The 16,106-nt window shown below is 65.9% G+C and carries 15 protein-coding genes; 8 read left to right on the plus strand and 7 right to left on the minus strand.

Annotated features, from left to right (window positions below; genetic code table 11):
* Positions 1–6 precede the first annotated feature (6 nt).
* From GRI40_RS02300 to mazG, 8 genes are read left to right on the plus strand one after another with little or no spacing between them, the layout of a single operon-like run.
* Positions 7–1,209: a D-alanyl-D-alanine carboxypeptidase family protein gene (locus tag GRI40_RS02300; RefSeq protein ID WP_202390119.1), complete on the plus strand. Its 1,203-nt coding sequence runs from the start codon at positions 7–9 to the stop codon at positions 1,207–1,209.
* Complete coding sequence (gene tmk / locus GRI40_RS02305) at positions 1,206–1,841, plus strand: dTMP kinase (RefSeq protein ID WP_160609842.1); 636 nt, start codon at positions 1,206–1,208, stop codon at positions 1,839–1,841. Before GRI40_RS02300 ends, tmk begins: the two co-directional genes overlap by 4 nt.
* A complete protein-coding gene (locus GRI40_RS02310) occupies positions 1,832–2,794 on the plus strand; it encodes a DNA polymerase III subunit delta' (protein WP_160609843.1) in 963 nt (320 codons plus the stop codon). Before tmk ends, GRI40_RS02310 begins: the two co-directional genes overlap by 10 nt.
* Positions 2,787–4,349, plus strand: coding sequence for a methionine--tRNA ligase (metG, locus tag GRI40_RS02315; RefSeq protein WP_160609844.1), 1,563 nt, complete (start codon positions 2,787–2,789; stop codon positions 4,347–4,349). Before GRI40_RS02310 ends, metG begins: the two co-directional genes overlap by 8 nt.
* Complete coding sequence (locus tag GRI40_RS02320) at positions 4,346–5,122, plus strand: TatD family hydrolase (protein WP_160609845.1); 777 nt, start codon at positions 4,346–4,348, stop codon at positions 5,120–5,122. The genes metG and GRI40_RS02320 overlap by 4 nt, the downstream gene beginning before the upstream one ends.
* Positions 5,119–5,886 (plus strand): MBL fold metallo-hydrolase, encoded by a 768-nt coding sequence (locus GRI40_RS02325; protein WP_160609846.1) that lies wholly within the window; start codon positions 5,119–5,121, stop codon positions 5,884–5,886. Before GRI40_RS02320 ends, GRI40_RS02325 begins: the two co-directional genes overlap by 4 nt.
* Positions 5,883–6,053: a hypothetical protein gene (locus GRI40_RS02330; protein ID WP_160609847.1), complete on the plus strand. Its 171-nt coding sequence runs from the start codon at positions 5,883–5,885 to the stop codon at positions 6,051–6,053. The genes GRI40_RS02325 and GRI40_RS02330 overlap by 4 nt, the downstream gene beginning before the upstream one ends.
* A 52-nt stretch (positions 6,054–6,105) precedes the next feature.
* Entirely contained in the window at positions 6,106–6,861 is a 756-nt protein-coding gene (gene mazG, locus GRI40_RS02335) for a nucleoside triphosphate pyrophosphohydrolase (RefSeq protein WP_160609848.1), read from the plus strand.
* Here the strand turns inward: mazG and hflX are convergent.
* The 7 genes from hflX to dusB form a co-directional block, all read right to left on the minus strand.
* The gene (gene hflX, locus GRI40_RS02340) at positions 6,856–8,166 is read right to left on the minus strand and encodes a GTPase HflX (protein ID WP_160609849.1); all 1,311 of its coding nucleotides are present in this window, start codon (positions 8,164–8,166) and stop codon (positions 6,856–6,858) included. The genes mazG and hflX overlap by 6 nt on opposite strands.
* A gap of 17 nt (positions 8,167–8,183) precedes the next feature.
* Positions 8,184–8,732 (minus strand): RNA chaperone Hfq, encoded by a 549-nt coding sequence (hfq, locus tag GRI40_RS02345; RefSeq protein ID WP_160609850.1) that lies wholly within the window; start codon positions 8,730–8,732, stop codon positions 8,184–8,186.
* Between the two features lie 162 nt (positions 8,733–8,894).
* A complete protein-coding gene (gene ntrX, locus GRI40_RS02350; RefSeq protein ID WP_160609851.1) occupies positions 8,895–10,271 on the minus strand; it encodes a nitrogen assimilation response regulator NtrX in 1,377 nt (458 codons plus the stop codon).
* 16 nt (positions 10,272–10,287) lie between these two features.
* Entirely contained in the window at positions 10,288–12,519 is a 2,232-nt protein-coding gene (locus GRI40_RS02355; RefSeq protein WP_160609852.1) for a sensor histidine kinase, read from the minus strand.
* A 64-nt stretch (positions 12,520–12,583) separates the two neighbouring features.
* On the minus strand, positions 12,584–13,996 hold the full coding sequence (locus tag GRI40_RS02360; protein ID WP_160609853.1) for a sigma-54-dependent transcriptional regulator: 1,413 nt from the start codon (positions 13,994–13,996) through the stop codon (positions 12,584–12,586).
* 4 nt (positions 13,997–14,000) lie between these two features.
* Positions 14,001–15,062 carry a two-component system sensor histidine kinase NtrB gene (locus GRI40_RS02365; RefSeq protein WP_337190471.1) on the minus strand — a complete coding sequence of 354 codons (1,062 nt, stop codon included), beginning with the start codon at positions 15,060–15,062 and terminating at the stop codon, positions 14,001–14,003.
* Positions 15,059–16,075, minus strand: coding sequence for a tRNA dihydrouridine synthase DusB (dusB, locus tag GRI40_RS02370; RefSeq protein WP_160609854.1), 1,017 nt, complete (start codon positions 16,073–16,075; stop codon positions 15,059–15,061). The genes GRI40_RS02365 and dusB overlap by 4 nt, the downstream gene beginning before the upstream one ends.
* Positions 16,076–16,106 lie beyond the last annotated feature (31 nt).

A 16,106-nucleotide genomic window follows, 5' to 3' on the forward strand; every position in this document is an offset into this window, starting at 1 on the left:
CATCGGTTGAACCGCCGTCCAGCACGGCGGCGGGAGCGCTCCATCATTCGTTCGTCCAGTGCCCTGTTCGCCGCAATTGCCCTGACAAGCTCCGTGCAGGTCGCCAGCGCCGATTACCCTGCCGAGCCGCCCGTTTTCGCCCCGCCGCCGCCCGAAGTGCCCATCGCGATGATGGTCGACCTGTCTTCTGGCCAGACGCTCTACGCCCGGGAACCGGACCGGCGGTTCATGCCCGCATCGATCACCAAGGTGATGACCGCCTTCCTGGCGTTCGAGCTGATAGACAGCGGCCGGGTGGCGCCCGAACAGCTCATGCTCGTCAGCCCGGAATTGTGGACCGACTGGCACGGCGTCGGTTCGACGATGTTCCTCGAAAACAACCAGCGCGTCAGTGTCGATGCCCTGCTCCACGGCGTGACGACCGTCTCGGCCAACGACGGCGCGGCCGTATTGGGGGCGGGCATTGCCGGATCCCTGCCGAAATGGACAGCCATGATGAACGCGAAGGCGCGCGAGATCGGCATGAACAACAGCCATTTCGGCACGCCTAACGGATGGATGGACGAAGGGCGCACGTTCGTGACCGCGCGGGACCTGGCGACGCTCGCCTCCGCCATGATCACCCGCCATCCCGACCTCTACGCGCGGTACTTCGGCAAGCGCACGCTCAAGTTCAACGGCTTCGAACAGCGCAACCACGATCCCGTGACAGGCGTGGTGCCCGGGGCCGACGGGATCAAGACGGGGTTCACCAACCAGGCCGGATATGGCTTCCTCGGCAGCGCGCAGCGCGATGGCCGGCGCCTCGTCATGGTCGTAGGCGGCGCGCCGACGTCGCGTATTCAGAAGCAGGCAAGCCGCGCATTCCTTGAGTGGGGATTCCAGTCCTTCACCGGCAAGCCCCTGTTCGCCAAGGGCGATGTTGTCGCCGCCGCGCAAGTCCAAGGCGGATCGAGCCGATCGGTCCCCCTCATCGCGCCGATCGACCTTGGCTACGATCTCCCCGCGGGTCAGACCGGCACGGTGCGCCTTCGCGTCCATTACGAAGGGCCGCTGCGCGCGCCGATCGCATTGGGCGAACAGGTGGCAGAGCTTGAAATCATCGCCGATGGCATGCGGCCGTCGCGCGTGCCCCTTGTCGCTGGCGAGGATGTGGAAAAGGCCAACATCGGCCACCGGCTCCTCAACGGCGTCGCCGGCCTGATATGACAATCCGGGGCCGGTTCATCGCACTGGAAGGGGGGGAGGGCAGCGGCAAGTCCACGCAGACGCGGCTGCTTGCCCATGCGCTGGCCGAGCGCGGCATCGATGTCGACACGACGCGCGAGCCGGGTGGAACCCCGGGTGCGGAGGCTGTTCGCGCACTGTTGCTGGAGCCGCCGGGTGCCGGATGGGGGCCGGAGGCCGAGGCCCTGCTGTTCGCCGCGGCGCGCGCGGACCACGTTGCCCAGCGCATCCGACCGGCGCTGGCGGCAGGGCGCTGGGTGATCTGCGACCGCTTCGTCGATTCGAGCCGCGCCTACCAGGGCGGGGCAGGGGGCGTGGGGGACGATGCCGTGCGCGCGCTTCACGCCATCGGCAGCGGCGGCCTGCGCCCCGATCTAACGATACTCATCACCGTCGATCCGGCGGAGGCGGCCGCGCGGATCCAGCGGCGCGACGAGGGCGCCGCGGACGCGATCGGGGGGCGGGATGCCGCTTATCACGCCGCGGTGGCATTCGCCTTCGCCCGCATGGCCGTGGACGATCCCCGGGGATTCGCCGTGATCGACGGCAACGGCCCTGCAGAGGACGTTCTGGCCCGCGTCCTCGCCGAAGTGGACCGGCGCCTGTGCCACTGATAGGGCATGAGCCCGCCTGGGCGGAATGGCGCGATGCGATCGCAGGCGGCCGGATGCATCATGCCTGGTTGCTGGCGGGCAAGCGCGGACTGGGAAAAGGCATATTCGCGCGTGACGCCGCGCGTGAAATGGTCGCCGAGCCGGGCGTTCCGCAGCCCGAAGGCATGCACCCCGACGTGATCGTGCTCTCCCACCCGCCCAGGGACGAGAAGGAAGAGCGCAAGCGTGAGGCTGGCGAGCCCTACGAACGCAAGCGCAACATCCCTGTCGATTCGATCCGGGCCATGCAGAAGCGCCTGACCACGCGGCCTACGCTGGGCAGCCGCAGGGTGGTCATTATCGATCCATCCGACGACATGGAAAAGGGCGCGTCCAACGCGCTGCTGAAAAGCCTGGAGGAGCCGCCCGCCGGCACGTTCTTCATGCTTGTCGCGCATCGCCCGGCGCGGTTGTTGCCGACCATCAGGTCGCGTTGCCGCACGCTGCGCTTCGCGCCGATACCCGACCAAGCGATCGACCGGTTGCTGATGGAGGAAGCGCCGGAGGCCGATGCTGCCGCCCGTGCCGCTGCCGTCGCTGCCGCTGGCGGATCCCCCGGTGCGGCGTTCGGATTCCTGAGCCAGAAGCTCGGGGTGCTCGACACCCTCATGCAGAAGATCGTGGCGGAGGGCGACGCGGATTTTGCGCTGCGCGGCCAGCTTGCCGCGGCGATCGGCCCGCGCCCGGACCGCGACCGCATGGCAGCGACGATCGAGCTTGCCCGTGCGCGCGTCGCCTCGATGGCACCCGGCGCGCCGCGCAGCGCGATCCCCGCGGTGGCGGATGCGCACGCGGACCTCGTGAATCTCGCTGCGCAGGCGCCGATCTACAATTTCGATCCCGGCTTGCTGGCCATGCAAATCGGCGGGTTGCTCGCCTCGGTCGCCCCGGCTAGCGAACGGGGCAATGGCTGAACCCTACTACCTTACCACCGCGATAAGTTACCCGAACGGCAAGCCGCACATCGGCCACGCTTACGAAGCGATCGCGGCCGACGTCATCGCGCGCTTTCGCGCGGCAAAGGGCTACGACGTCCGCCTGGTTACAGGCACGGACGAACACGGGCTGAAGATGGATCGCACCGCTCGCGACGCGGGGCGCGAAACGCTCGATTTCGCGACCGAGATGTCGGACCACTTCCGCGCGATGTGCGACGGGCTCAACGTCGGATACAGCGCCTTTCGCCGCACGACCGAGGCGCAGCATCACGCGGCGAGCCAGGTCCTGTGGCAGGCGATGCACGATGCCGGTGATCTCTACCTCGACCGGTACGAAGGCTGGTATTCCGTCAGGGACGAAGCCTTCTATGACGAGAGCGAGCTGGTCGAAGGGGAAGGGGGGCAGAAGCTTTCGCCCCAGGGCACGGCCGTGGAATGGAACGTGGAGGAAAGCTGGTTCTTCCGCCTGTCGCGCTACCGCGATTTCCTGATCGAGCTCAACGAAACACCCGGTTTTCTTCGGCCGGAGAGCCGGCGCAACGAAGTTCTCGCCTTCCTGCGCGGGAACGATCTGCGCGACCTTTCCGTCTCCCGCACCAGCTTCGACTGGGGCGTGCCCGTTCCCGGCAGCCCCGGACATGTGATGTACGTCTGGGTCGATGCGCTCACCACGTATCTCACCGGGATCGGTTTTCCCGACCGCGATGGAGACTTCGCCCGGTTCTGGCCGGCAGACCTCCACCTGATCGGCAAGGATATCGTCCGGTTCCACGCCGTCTACTGGCCCGCCTTCCTGAAAAGCGCGGGCCTGCCCTTGCCCAAGGCAATCTTCGGCCACGGCTTCCTGCTTCACCGCGGGGAGAAAATGTCGAAATCGCTGGGCAACGTGATCGATCCGATGGCCCTTGCCGAGCAGTTCGGCGTCGATCAATTGCGCTATTTTCTGATGCGCGAAGTGGTGTTCGGAAACGACGGCGGATTTTCTGCCGAGGCGATCGTCAATCGCTGCAATGCGGAGCTGGCAAACAGCTTCGGCAACCTTGCTCAGCGCGTATTATCCATGATTTACAAGAATATGGACGGCGAACTTCGCAAGTTTTCTCCCGCCGCGGAAGACGATGCGCTGCTGGCCCAGGTTCGTGCTGCGTGTGCCAGCGAATTGCCACAGGCGTTCGAGTCGCTGGACTTTTCGGTCGGCATCGAAGCCTGGATGCGCGCCGTCTTCGCCTGCAATCAGTACGTGGACGAACAGGCGCCGTGGGCGCTGCGCAAGACCGATCCTGAGCGCATGGGAATCGTGCTGCTGACATTGTTGAGGGCGGTGCGCGACCTCGCCATCGCGATCCGGCCGGTCGTGCCGCAATCGGCCGATCGCGTACTGGACCAGCTCGGCATCCCGGAAGCCGAGCGGGATTTCATCGCACTGACCGACAACACGTGGTTCGATCGCCTGGTCGAAAACGGCTTCCGTCTGGCGCAACCCACCGGCGTGTTCCCACGGCTGGAAATGCCGGCAGGGGACGCCGGGTGAGGCTGATCGATAGCCATTGCCATCTCGAATACGATGGTCTTGTCGACGATCAGGCAGCAGTGCTGGCAAGAGCACGTTCCGCCGGCGTGAGCGGCATGCTCAATATCTCGACCCGTCAGAGCGAATGGCACAAGGTCGTCGGCACGGCCGAGCGTGAAGCAGATGTCTGGGCGAGTGTCGGCATTCATCCGCACGAGGCGGACGGCCACGCCGACCTGGGGCGCGACGCGCTCCTCGCTGCGACCGAACACCCGAAGGTGATCGCCGTCGGCGAAAGCGGGCTGGACTATTACTATGACAGGTCGGATCGCGCGGTGCAGCGCGATCTGTTCCGGATGCACATCGGCGTCGCGCGCGAAAGCGGTCTGCCGATCGTGATTCACACCCGCGATGCGGAGGATGACACCGCCGGGATCCTTGCCGAAGAGATGGGGAAGGGGCGCTTCCCGGCATTGATCCATTGCTTCACGGCATCCGCGGATTTTGCGCGGAAGGTACTCGATCTGGGACTTTCGATATCGATTTCCGGAATCGTCACGTTCAGAAATGCCGAGGTGCTCCGCGCGGTCGCCAGGGACGTGCCCTCCGATCGCCTGCTGGTCGAAACGGACAGCCCGTTCCTCGCTCCGGTCCCGCATCGCGGCAGGCCCTGCGAACCGGCCTTCGTGCGCGACACCGCCGCGTTCCTCGCCGAACTGCGCGGAATCCCGTTTGAAGAACTTGCCGAAACAACGAGCCGCAACTTCTTCGGGCTATTCGGAAAAGCGGCATGAAGATGCTCATGCTCGGCAGCGGCACTTCGACCGGCGTGCCGCGCGTCGGCAACGATTGGGGGGAGTGCGATCCCGCCGAGCCGCGCAACCGGCGCACCCGCGTGTCGATCATTGTCGAAAGCGACGAGGGCAAGCGGTTGCTGGTGGACACGTCCACCGACTTGCGCGCGCAGCTCCTCGCCAACCGGATCGACCGCGTGGACGGGGTTTTCTGGACTCACGATCACGCGGATCATTGCCACGGTATCGATGATCTGCGCGTGATGCGGTACGACCGGTCGGGGCCGCTCCCGGGGTTCGCGGCAGACGAGACTGCCCGCAGGCTGCGGGCCCGCTTCAGCTATGTGTTCGCCGGGGAGCACGGCTATCCCACCATCGTGGAACTCAACACGCTGGAAAAACTGCGCATCTTCGCAGGCTTCGGAATCGGCAAGGTCCAGATGCCGCACGGGCCTGCGCAATCTACCGGTTATCGCTTCGATGCTGACGGGAAATCCGTGGTTTACGCCACGGACTTCAGTGAAATTGTCCCCGGCATGCTGGAGGTTTTCGCCGGTGCGGACCTGATGGTGGTCGATTGCCTTCGCCGCCGTCCGCATCCCACCCATGCGCATCTCGACATGGCGCTGGACCTGATCGCGCGGTCGGGCGCGCGGCGGGCGGTGCTGACCCACCTCGACAAAAGCCTCGATTACCGCACTTTGTCAGCCGAAGTGCCGGACCACGTCATGGTCGGGTACGACGGCCTGGAGGTCACCGTATGAACGAACACGGCGTCGTTCAGTTGATCGGCCTTGGAGCTTGGCTGATCCTTGCCGCGAGTGCGGTCGCCTCGTTTCGCATGGGCTGGCGCAAGGGCGTCCAGATGGCGCTCGTATGGGCTGGGATATTCACGGCCGTGGCGTTGCTGTTTTCGATGGTCGGCGCGTGATCGACATGGCGCCCACCCTTCCGTTTAACATAATATATATTATCATCCCCGTATGAGCGCCTCGCTCGATCGCCTTCTCCGCATCATGGCGACACTGCGCGACCCCTATCGCGGATGCGAATGGGATCGTGCACAGACATTCGCGACGATCGCCCCGTACACGATCGAGGAAGCATACGAAGTGGCCGACGCCATCGAGCGTGCGGACATGGAGGATTTGCGCGGTGAGCTCGGCGATCTCCTGCTTCAGGTCGTCTTCCACGCGCGTATCGCCGACGAAGGTGGCTATTTCACCTTTGAGGACGTCGCACGAACCATCGCCGACAAGATGGAGGCGCGCCACCCGCACATCTTCGGCGAAACGGCCGGTATCACTGACGCGAGCCACTGGGAGGATTTGAAAGCCGCCGAACGCGCCGCCAGCGGCTCGACCAGCGCACTCGACGGGGTCGCAGCTGCATTGCCCGCGCTGATGCGCGCGGAAAAGCTTCAGAAGCGCGCCGCTCGCGTCGGTTTCGACTGGCCCGACCCCGAGGGACCGGCTGCGAAAGTGGCGGAGGAAGCGCGCGAGCTTGCAGAGGCATCCGAGGCGGAGCGCTTCGAAGAAGCAGGCGACCTGCTGTTCGCCGCGGTCAACCTGGTGCGCGCCTATGGCGTGGCGCCCGAAGAAGCGCTCCGCGCCGCGAACGCGAAATTCGAGCGGCGCTTCCGCGCGATGGAACAGGCGGCCGGGGGTGATTTCGCCTCGCGGTCGCTTGAGGAACAGGAAACGCTTTGGCAGCAGGTGAAGGCAGCCGAACGCCTATAGGCTTTCGTATTGACCGAGTTCCTTGGGATTGAGCCGGACGACGATGCGCCGCAGCGGCCCGTCCGGTCCGGTGCCGGCCTCCGCTTCCTCAATCACGTCTCCGTGCGCGTGCAGCCATGCGATCCGCCGCCCGGCGCTGGCCGGGAGGACAAGTTCATGCACCCGCGCCTGCTGGGTCAGCAATGCAGCCACGTGTTCCACGAACGCCTGCACCCCTTCCCCCGTTTCGGCCGATATCGCCACGGTCATCGGGTCGGCGCTGGCGGCGTCAGCGACGGCGCTTGCGTCATCGGGTGGCAGCAGGTCGATCTTGTTCCAGACCTCAAGGATCGGGATCGCGCCCTCGCCCTCACCCTCGACATCTTCGCCTCCAACGCCCAAGTCGCCGAGCACCTCCAGCACCTGCGCTTTCTGGGCGGCGGTCGAGGGATTGGCGATGTCACGCACATGGACGATTATATCGGCGCCAGTGACTTCTTCCAGGGTGGCGCGGAACGCGGCGACAAGCTGGGTCGGCAGATCGGAAATGAATCCCACCGTGTCCGACAGGATCGCCTTGTCCACCCCCGGCAAAGTAATGGCCCGCATTGTGGGATCGAGCGTCGCGAACAGCAGATCTTCGGCCATGACATCGGCGCCGGTGAGCCGGTTGAAAAGCGTGGATTTGCCTGCGTTGGTATAACCCACCAGCGCGATAACCGGCCATGGCGCACGACCGCGGCGGTCGCGATGGAGCGCGCGGGTCTTGCGCACCCCTTCCAGCTCCTTGCGCAGGCGTCCCATGCGCTGCCGTATCATCCGCCTGTCGGCTTCGATCTGGGTTTCGCCGGGGCCGCCCAGGAAGCCGAACCCGCCGCGCTGCCGTTCAAGGTGAGTCCACGACCGCACGAGGCGGCTCTGTTGATAATCGAGATGCGCCAGTTCGACCTGCAACCGCCCTTCCGCGGTTACGGCCCGCTCGCCGAAAATCTCCAGGATCAGTCCGGTGCGGTCGATCACCTTGCGTTTGAGCCGGTCTTCCAGGTTACGCTGCTGGATGGGCGTGAGCGCGCCATCAACGATGACAAGTTGCGCTTCGTGCTGTTCGCAAGCGACTGCGATGTTGTCCACCTGGCCCGATCCGAACAACGTGCCCGGCTTGACCTGGCGCACGGGGATCACCGCCGCATCCGCCACGACGATGCCTATCGCCAGCGCAAGTCCGCACGCTTCCTCGAGCCGGGCCTCAGGCTCCAGGTCGTGATGGCGGCCGCGCACGTCGGGGCATACGACAACGGCCCGCGCACCGCGGGACACCTCGCCCATCAGGTTGTCGTCGAAGCTCAGTCGCTGTCGCCTTCGAATTCATCGCTCAGGTCCACGGCCGTCGCCGGCTGAATAGTGGACACCGCGTGCTTGTAGGCAAGCTGAACGTACCCGTCCCGCTCCAGCAGCATGCAGAACAGGTCGTACGCGGCGATCGTGCCCTGGAGCATCACGCCGTTTACCAGGAACATGGTCACCTGAACTTCCGCCTCGCGGACGCGGCTCAGGAATACGTCCTGGAGCAGGCGCTGCTTGGCGTTGGACCCCTGGCTCGCGAACTGTCCGGCATCCATCGGATTTCCCGGCATGATCGTGGAGACCGCATGCTTGTACACCAGTTGAGACTGGCCGTCGCGGCGCAACAGAATCGAGAAGTTATCGAACCAGGTGACAATGCCCTGCAGCTTCACGCCCTTCACAAGGAACATCGTCACAGGGGTCTTGTTCTTGCGCAGCATGTTCAGGAACGCATCCTGCAAGCTTTGCTGCTTGCCGCCGGAAGTCGCGGGCACGTCGGGCTCCTTCGGCGGGATCGGGCGCGCGGACAGGGTTCGGGTCGTGGACACGTGAACGGTCTCCGTCTTGTCGGCGGCCGCATTTCTCAACAAGGCACGGTCCGCGATCTGGCGCGTGGTCCAGGAGCCCCGCGCCGGTTGTCGCGACCGAATATTGAGCGCCCACCTGTTTCGCAAATGCTTTTGCTGCACCTGCGTTCCGCGAGCGTTGAACTATTCGTCGTCGCGCCGGTCGCCCATGCCCAACAGCTTGAGCTTACGATGCAGCGCGGAGCGCTCCATGCCGATGAAGCTCGCAGTCTTGGAGATGTTGCCGGAAAACCGCCGGATCTGGATGGAGAGGTATTCGCGTTCGAAACTCTCGCGGGCTTCACGCAGCGGCACGCCCATCATCGCCGAAATGCCCCCGCCCCCGCCCAGGCGCCCCCCGGTCACTTCGCTGGGGAGCATGTCGGCCTCGATCACCGACAGGCGTTCGCGCGGCGTCAGGATGATCGTCCGTTCGACGACATTGCGAAGCTGGCGTACGTTTCCGGGCCAATCGTAAGCCTGCAGCGCGGCCAGTGCTTCTTCCGACAGGTCGGGCGGGGAGATGCCCTGTTCCGCGGCATAACGGGCAAAGAAGTGATCGGCGAGCGCCGGTATGTCGTCGCGCCGCTCGGCAAGCGAAGGGATGGTGACGGGCACGACATTCAGACGATAGAACAGGTCCTCGCGGAAAGCCTTTTCCTCGATCTCCCGCCCCAGGTCGCGGGAGGTGGACGAGACGACCCGCACATCCACCGCGATCTGCCGACTGCCGCCCACGCGCACGAAGCTCTGCTCCGTCAGCACGCGGAGGATGCGGGCCTGGGTGCTCAGCGGCATGTCAGCCACTTCATCGAGATAGAGCGTGCCGCCATCCGCAAGTTCGAGGAGGCCGGGCCGCACCAGCTTGCCGTCGGATTCCTCGCCGAACAGTTCCTGTTCGAACCGTTCCGGGGTGATCCGGGCGGAATTGACGATGACGAAGGCCCCGTCGGCCCGGGCGCTCCACGAATGGAGCAGGCGGGCGGCCACTTCCTTGCCTGACCCGCCCGGCCCGCTGATCATCACGCGGCTGCCGGTATTGGCCACGCGCTTCAAGGTGGCGCGCACGGCGTTGATGGCGCCGGAGTTGCCGGTGAATTCCTCGCCCCGGGCGAATCCTTCGCGCAGCCGGACGTTCTCCCGGCGCAGGCGTTCGGTCTCGGTCGCCCGCTGAACCAGCAGGAGCAGCTTGCCGGCCTCGAACGGCTTCTCGATGAAATCCATCGCTCCCCGCCCGACGGCGGAGACGGCCGTGTCGATATTTCCGTGCCCGGAAAATATGATCACCGGCAGTTCGGGTTCGCGCTTCTTGATCTCGTCGAGCACCTCCAGCCCGTCCATCGGGCTGCCATGGAGCCACACGTCGAGCAGGACGAGGCTGGGCCGCCGGACGTCGACCGCGGCGAGCGCGGCGGCACTGTCGCCCGCTGTGCGGCATTCGTAGCCTTCGTCGCTCAGCACGCCGGCCACGAGTTCGCGGATGTCGCGTTCGTCGTCGACGATCAGGATATCGAGCGCCATCAGTCTTGCCTCAACCTCATTCCGGAATCGCGGACGCTGCCGCCAGGGGGTCGCGCGCAAAGCGCAAGGTGACACGGGTGCCCCCGCCCCCTTCCGCGCCCGCGAACGTCATGTCGCCGCCGTGTTCCTCGACGATCTTGTTGACGATCGCGAGGCCGAGCCCGGTGCCTTTCTCGCGTGTCGTCATGTATGGTTCGACGATCCGTTCGCGATCCTGTGGCAGGCCGATGCCGTTGTCCTCCACCGCGATCGCCAGCATTTCGGCGGTCGGCGTCAGTTGCACGGCGATGCGGCCGCGATAGTCGGGCTCCGCCCCTCGCGCCCGGGCCTCGATCGCCTCCACCGCGTTCTTGAGCACGTTGGTCATCGCCTGGCCCAGCTGGTGGCGGTCGCACGCGATCGTGATCGGCCCCGGAGCGCCGGAAACCAGACGAAAATCGATCTCCGGATGGGCGACCTCCTGGAGGAACAGCGCCTGCTTCACGAGGTCGTGCGCGTCCTCGGGGCGGAACACAGGCTTGGGCAGACGGGCAAAGCTGGAAAACTCGTCGACCATCTTGCGCAGGTCGCCAACCTGGCGGACGATCGTGTTGGTCAGCTCGTCGAACAGTTCACCGTCGGTCTCGATCTGCTTGCGATAGCGTCGCTTCAGCCGTTCCGTGGCAAGCTGGATGGGCGTGAGCGGGTTCTTGATTTCGTGCGCGATGCGGCGGGCCACGTCCGACCAGGCCGCCTGGCGCTGGTCGAGGATCTGGCGGGTAATGTCCTCGAAGGTGATCACCCGGCCTTCGGGTGCTTCGCCCACCTTCACCGCCAGGGTCAGAAGCTCCCCGCCCTTGCTCCAGTTAACCGTGCCCGACGACTGGCGCGCGTCGGCGATCGCCGCGAACTGTGGCGCGAGGTCGGATAGCAGCGCGGCGGGGGGCACGGGGCCGGTGGCGCCCAGCAACAGTTCCTGCGCGGCGCTGTTCATCAGCAGGATCCGGCCCTGCTGGTCCACCGTCACGATGCCGGCCGTGATCGAGCCGATCACCGCTTCGATAAAGGCACGTCGTTCCTCGAGCTGGCGGTTTGCACCGAGAAGTGCGGCCGTCTGCTGTTCTATCTGGCCGGCCATGCGATTGAACGCGCGGTTGAGCATGCCGATTTCGTCAGGCCCGGTTCGGCCTTCAACCCGCATGGCAAAGTCCCCCCCGCCCACCTTGCGCGCGGCGGACACGAGTTCGGTGAGCGGCTCCACCTGGCGGTCGGCGAAGCGAAGCGCGAACCATACCGCCAGTCCGACGAGCGCCAGGCTGACAAAGAACAGCGCAAGGTTGAAGCGCAGTTGCAGCGCACGTGCCCGCTTCGTCAGCACGTCATACGCCATGACGACAGATTGGGCGCTTGCCCATTGACTGAACCCGAGCGCTTCCGAATTCCGCGCATTGTAGAGGAAGATACCGCTCTTGAGATCGATGGGCGCCAGCGCCTCGATCCGTTGCGGATTGGCGCTGACCACCATGGCCTCGCCGGCCAGGAGCCGGGGCACGGCGACGGCGGCGAAAGTGCCGGGTTCATTGTCTTCGTTCAGGTTGAAGATGGCGGCGGTCCGGATCGACCCGTCATCGAGCCGCTGGAGCACGGCGGATTCGTTGATTTCCCGCTGCTTGACCTGGAGGAAATAGACGTCGGCAAGATCGGGATCGGTCAGTTCGAAGCTCTGCAGGTAATAGGCCATGTCGCTGGCCATCGCGACCGTCTGATTGGCCACCTGCACCTGGTTCTGTTCATAATACCCGCGAGCGAGCGAGTTGGCGTTCTGCATCAGCCCGCGCGAATTGTCGGAAAACCAGAAATCGACGCCGGACTGGAACAGGAAGGCCGCAAACCCGGCCACCAGCAGCGTCGGGATGGCGGCGATCAGCGAGAAGAAGAATACCAGGCGGACGTGCAGGCGCGCGGTGCTCCCCGCTGCGCGGCGCAAGGCGAAGCGCCGGCCCGCCAGCACCAGCAGCGCCATCGCCGGGATGAGCGTGGCGATAAGCAGGCCCGCGACCTTCTGGGATGGCAGCAGCTGGCCATTGGGCGGCGCGCTGGTAAAGGTGTACCAGGTTATCCAGATCATAGCGATGACGGCGACCGCCGCGATAACCTCCAGGATCAGGTAGAAGTTCGCGCGGCGGCTGACGACCAGGAACCTGCGCCACCATCGCGGGCTGCGGCGCGCCGGCGGCTGGTGCAAATCCGGTGAAAGCGCGGCGGTCATCGTTGCGCGATTACAACTGGACTGTTGCAGATATGCAAGGGGTATTCGGCGAACCGTTCCGCTTTCATCGGCGCGCCGCGGCGCCATCCGGATCGATCCCGAGTTCCGTGAGCCGCTTGCGCAAGGTGTTGCGGTTGATGCCGAGCATGCGCGCCGCCTGCACCTGATTGCCGCCCGTCCGCTCCAGCACGCGGCTGAACAACGGGCGTTCGAGCGCCGCGGTGGCGGCACCATAGAGCGTCCCGTCGGGCGGCGCGGCGGCGCGGAGCCACGCTTCCACTGCTTGCGCGAAACTCGCCTCGGGCGCGGTGCCTGCGGGTTCCGGCCGGCCAAGCACGGCGTGCACGGTATCGGCGTCGATCGCATCCTTGCGTGCCATGAGCGCCAGGCGGTACGCCGCGTTGCGAAGCTCGCGGACATTGCCACGCCAGGGGCGCTGCTCAAGCGCGCGGATTGCCGCATCGTCGATCCGCCGCCGCGGCAGGCCGTCGGCAGCTGCCTGCTCAAGAAAATGGTGGGTGAGCGCCGCAATGTCGTCGACGCGCTCTCGCAGCGGGGGCAGCTCGATGGGCACGACGTTCAGGCGATAAAACAGGTCTTCGCGAAAAGTGCCCGCGGCGATCATCGGGGCGAGATCGCGGTTGGTCGCGGCAAGGATCCGTACGTCCACCGCAATCTCGTGCCGGCCGCCGACGCGCCGGATGCGACCGGACTGCAACGTACGCAGCAGCCGCGTCTGCGCGGCCGCTGGCATATCGCCGATCTCGTCGAGAAACAGCGTGCCGCCGTTGGCCTGCTCGAACTTGCCGATGGCCTGCGCGTGGGCCCCGGTGAACGCGCCCCTTTCGTGCCCGAACAGTTCGCTTTCGATCAGATCGTGCGGGATCGCGGCGGCGTTGACGGCGACAAATGGCCCCGTCTTCCGGTGACCGAACTGGTGGATCGCTTCGGCCACGAGTTCCTTGCCGGTCCCGGATTCGCCCAGGATCAGCACCGTCAGGTCGTTACGCAGGACCCGGGCGATCATGCGGTAAACGCCTTGCATCGCATGGCTCCGCCCGACCAGCGGCAATGCCCCATGCGTGCCCTCGCCCTGCGGATCGGCCGCCACGTTCCGCGCCCCGACGGCCTGCACGACCGCACGGACCAGTTCTTCGAGGTCGAAGGGCTTGGGAAAGTATTCGAACGCCGAGATATCGGCCGCACGAATGGCGGTGTCGAGTGTGTTCTGTGCCGACAGCACGATGATCGGCAGGTGGGGATGCGCGGCCTGGACGGCCGACAGGCTGGCGATGCCGTCGCCATCCGCCAGTACCACATCCGTCAGCATGGCGGCGTAGACGCGGGTCCTGAGCAGGCGGTCGCGACCGGCGATGGAGTCGCTGCAATCGACCGCAAAGCCCTCATCTTCGAGCGCAGCTCTGACGACCGTCGCGATTGCGGCGTCGTCTTCCACCAGGAGGATCGCCCCCTTCATCGGTTCACGCCCCTTCCGCCAGCGGCAGGTGGACGCGAAAGTGCGTGAGACCGGCGCTTTCGTCGCGCTCGTGCGCCACGCGGCCACCCATGTCGCGCACCAACCGGCGCACCAGTGCAAGACCGAGCCCCTGCCCCCCCGCACGGCTGCTGACGAAGGGTTCGAACACATGATCGCGCAGATCGGCGTCGATACCCGGGCCGTTGTCGCTGACTGTCAGCTCGATCGGCAGGCGCACCGGTCGCCCGGGGCCTGCGGCGTTGACGCTGAGGCCGCTCGCGTATCGGGTGCGGACGGTAACCCGGGCGCCTTGCTGCTGTTCGACCGCATCGCGGGCGTTCGCCACCAGGTTGATGACGATCTGTTCCAGCCCGGCGCGATTGCCCATGACGGTGGGCAACGAGGGATCGAATGCTTCGACAAGTTCGACCCCGGCCATGTCCCCGCCCCGAACCGCGGCCAGCGCGCTCAGGACAGCTTCGTGCAAGTTGAACGGGGCGTTCGGCTCGCTGGTGCGCGCGCCGATGCGCTGCATTCGGTCGATCAACGACGCGATGCGATCCACCTCGCCGGTAATCAGGTCAGCGAGCAAACGGTCCGCGGGCTTGAGCTTGCGGGCTACCAGTTGCCCCGCCCCACGGATCGCTGCCAGCGGATTCTTGATCTCGTGCGCCAGCACGGCAGGTGCGCTGAGTTGCGCCGTGCCATTGCCCGGCTCGACCATGTCTTGCGGCGCCTCCGACAGGGTGAGAACGCGCCATCCCGGATGGGATGGAACGGGCGAGAGAGTCAGGTTCACGCGCCGCGGGGCCGCACCGACACGAACCGCAACGTCGCGTGCCACCAGCGGCGCCAACTGGTCGCGAATCCGTTCCGCGATGCGGGAATCCTCGAAAGCGAACACCTCAAGCAGTGCGGTGCTCACAAGTCGCGGCGCGCTGCGACCCAACATGTTCTCGCTCGCGGGATTGGCCTCAACGATCGTGAGGTCGGGATCGATCAGCAGCACCGCGAAAGATAGGCCGGCGATCTGCTCGCGCGGCCCCGGCGCGCCAGGCGCCGTCACGCAGCCTTCCGCACCAGGAAGGGCGTGTAGAATCGCTCGATCTCCCCGAGCACCTGGCCCGCGTCATCGATGAAATTGGCCTTGTTGCGGAACTCCGCCGAACCGTGCAGGCCCTTGGTGTACCAACCCAGGTGCTTGCGCGCCATCTTGACCCCGGTGTCCGCGCCGTAATGATCCAGCATTTCGCGGTAGTGGCGCATCAGCACCGCGTACTGTTCGTCGATCGAGGGGTCCGCCTGCGCCTCCCCGGTTCGCCACCATTGCATCACCTGCGAAAGCAGCCACGGACGGCCATAGGCGCCGCGTCCGATCATCAGGCCGTCGGCGCCCGATTGATCGAGCGCCTTCGCGGCGTCGGCGACGGAGCAGATATCGCCGTTGACGATGACCGGAATGGTCACCGCATCTCGGACCTTGCGGACGAAGGCCCAGTCCGCCTCGCCCTTGTACATCTGGTTGCGCGTGCGCCCGTGGACGGTGACCATGCGGACCCCGATGTCTTCCGCGATGCGCGCAAGCTCCGGCGCGTTGAGGCTGGCGTGATCCCAGCCCATCCGCATCTTGACCGTCACCGGCACGTCCACCGCCTCGACGCAGGCTTCCATCAGCTTGATCGCCAGCGGTACCTCGCGCATCAGCGCGCTCCCGGCGAACTGGCCCACGACCTTGCGCACGGGGCAGCCGAAATTGATGTCGATGATCGCCGCGCCCCGGTCGGCTGCCAGCCTGGCGGCCTCCGCCATCGATACGGGGTCGCATCCGACGAGTTGCATGGACACGGGATCTTCCAGCGGCGCCCACATCGCCTTCTGGATCGACTGCCGCGTTTCGCGAATGGCTGCTTCGCTGGCGATCATTTCCGTGACATTGAGGCCGGAGCCGTAGCGCCGCACCGCCATGCGGAACGGCATGTCGCTGACGCCCGTCATCGGCGCCAGGACAACCGGCGTGTCGACCGTAACGGGACCGACCGAAATCGGCCGCAGGGGCGGCGGGGATGGTAGCGCTGTCACAGGAAAGATGCCTAAATTTTGTGCAGCGCTT

It is taken from the genome of Tsuneonella aeria, from assembly GCF_009827495.1.
GTDB classification, from domain to species: domain Bacteria; phylum Pseudomonadota; class Alphaproteobacteria; order Sphingomonadales; family Sphingomonadaceae; genus Tsuneonella; species Tsuneonella aeria.

Excerpts from the sequence above, each read along its gene's own strand:
- hflX (WP_160609849.1), bottom strand. The coding sequence starts at position 8,166 with ATGGGCGAGGTGTCCCGCGGTGCGCGGGCCGTTGTCGTATGCCCCGAC.
- GRI40_RS02360 (WP_160609853.1), bottom strand. The coding sequence starts at position 13,996 with ATGAAGGGGGCGATCCTCCTGGTGGAAGACGACGCCGCAATCGCGACG.
- GRI40_RS02355 (WP_160609852.1), bottom strand. The coding sequence starts at position 12,519 with ATGACCGCCGCGCTTTCACCGGATTTGCACCAGCCGCCGGCGCGCCGC.
- tmk (WP_160609842.1), top strand. The coding sequence starts at position 1,206 with ATGACAATCCGGGGCCGGTTCATCGCACTGGAAGGGGGGGAGGGCAGC.
- GRI40_RS02325 (WP_160609846.1), top strand. The coding sequence starts at position 5,119 with ATGAAGATGCTCATGCTCGGCAGCGGCACTTCGACCGGCGTGCCGCGC.
- ntrX (WP_160609851.1), bottom strand. The coding sequence starts at position 10,271 with ATGGCGCTCGATATCCTGATCGTCGACGACGAACGCGACATCCGCGAA.
- metG (WP_160609844.1), top strand. The coding sequence starts at position 2,787 with ATGGCTGAACCCTACTACCTTACCACCGCGATAAGTTACCCGAACGGC.
- mazG (WP_160609848.1), top strand. The coding sequence starts at position 6,106 with ATGAGCGCCTCGCTCGATCGCCTTCTCCGCATCATGGCGACACTGCGC.
- GRI40_RS02330 (WP_160609847.1), top strand. The coding sequence starts at position 5,883 with ATGAACGAACACGGCGTCGTTCAGTTGATCGGCCTTGGAGCTTGGCTG.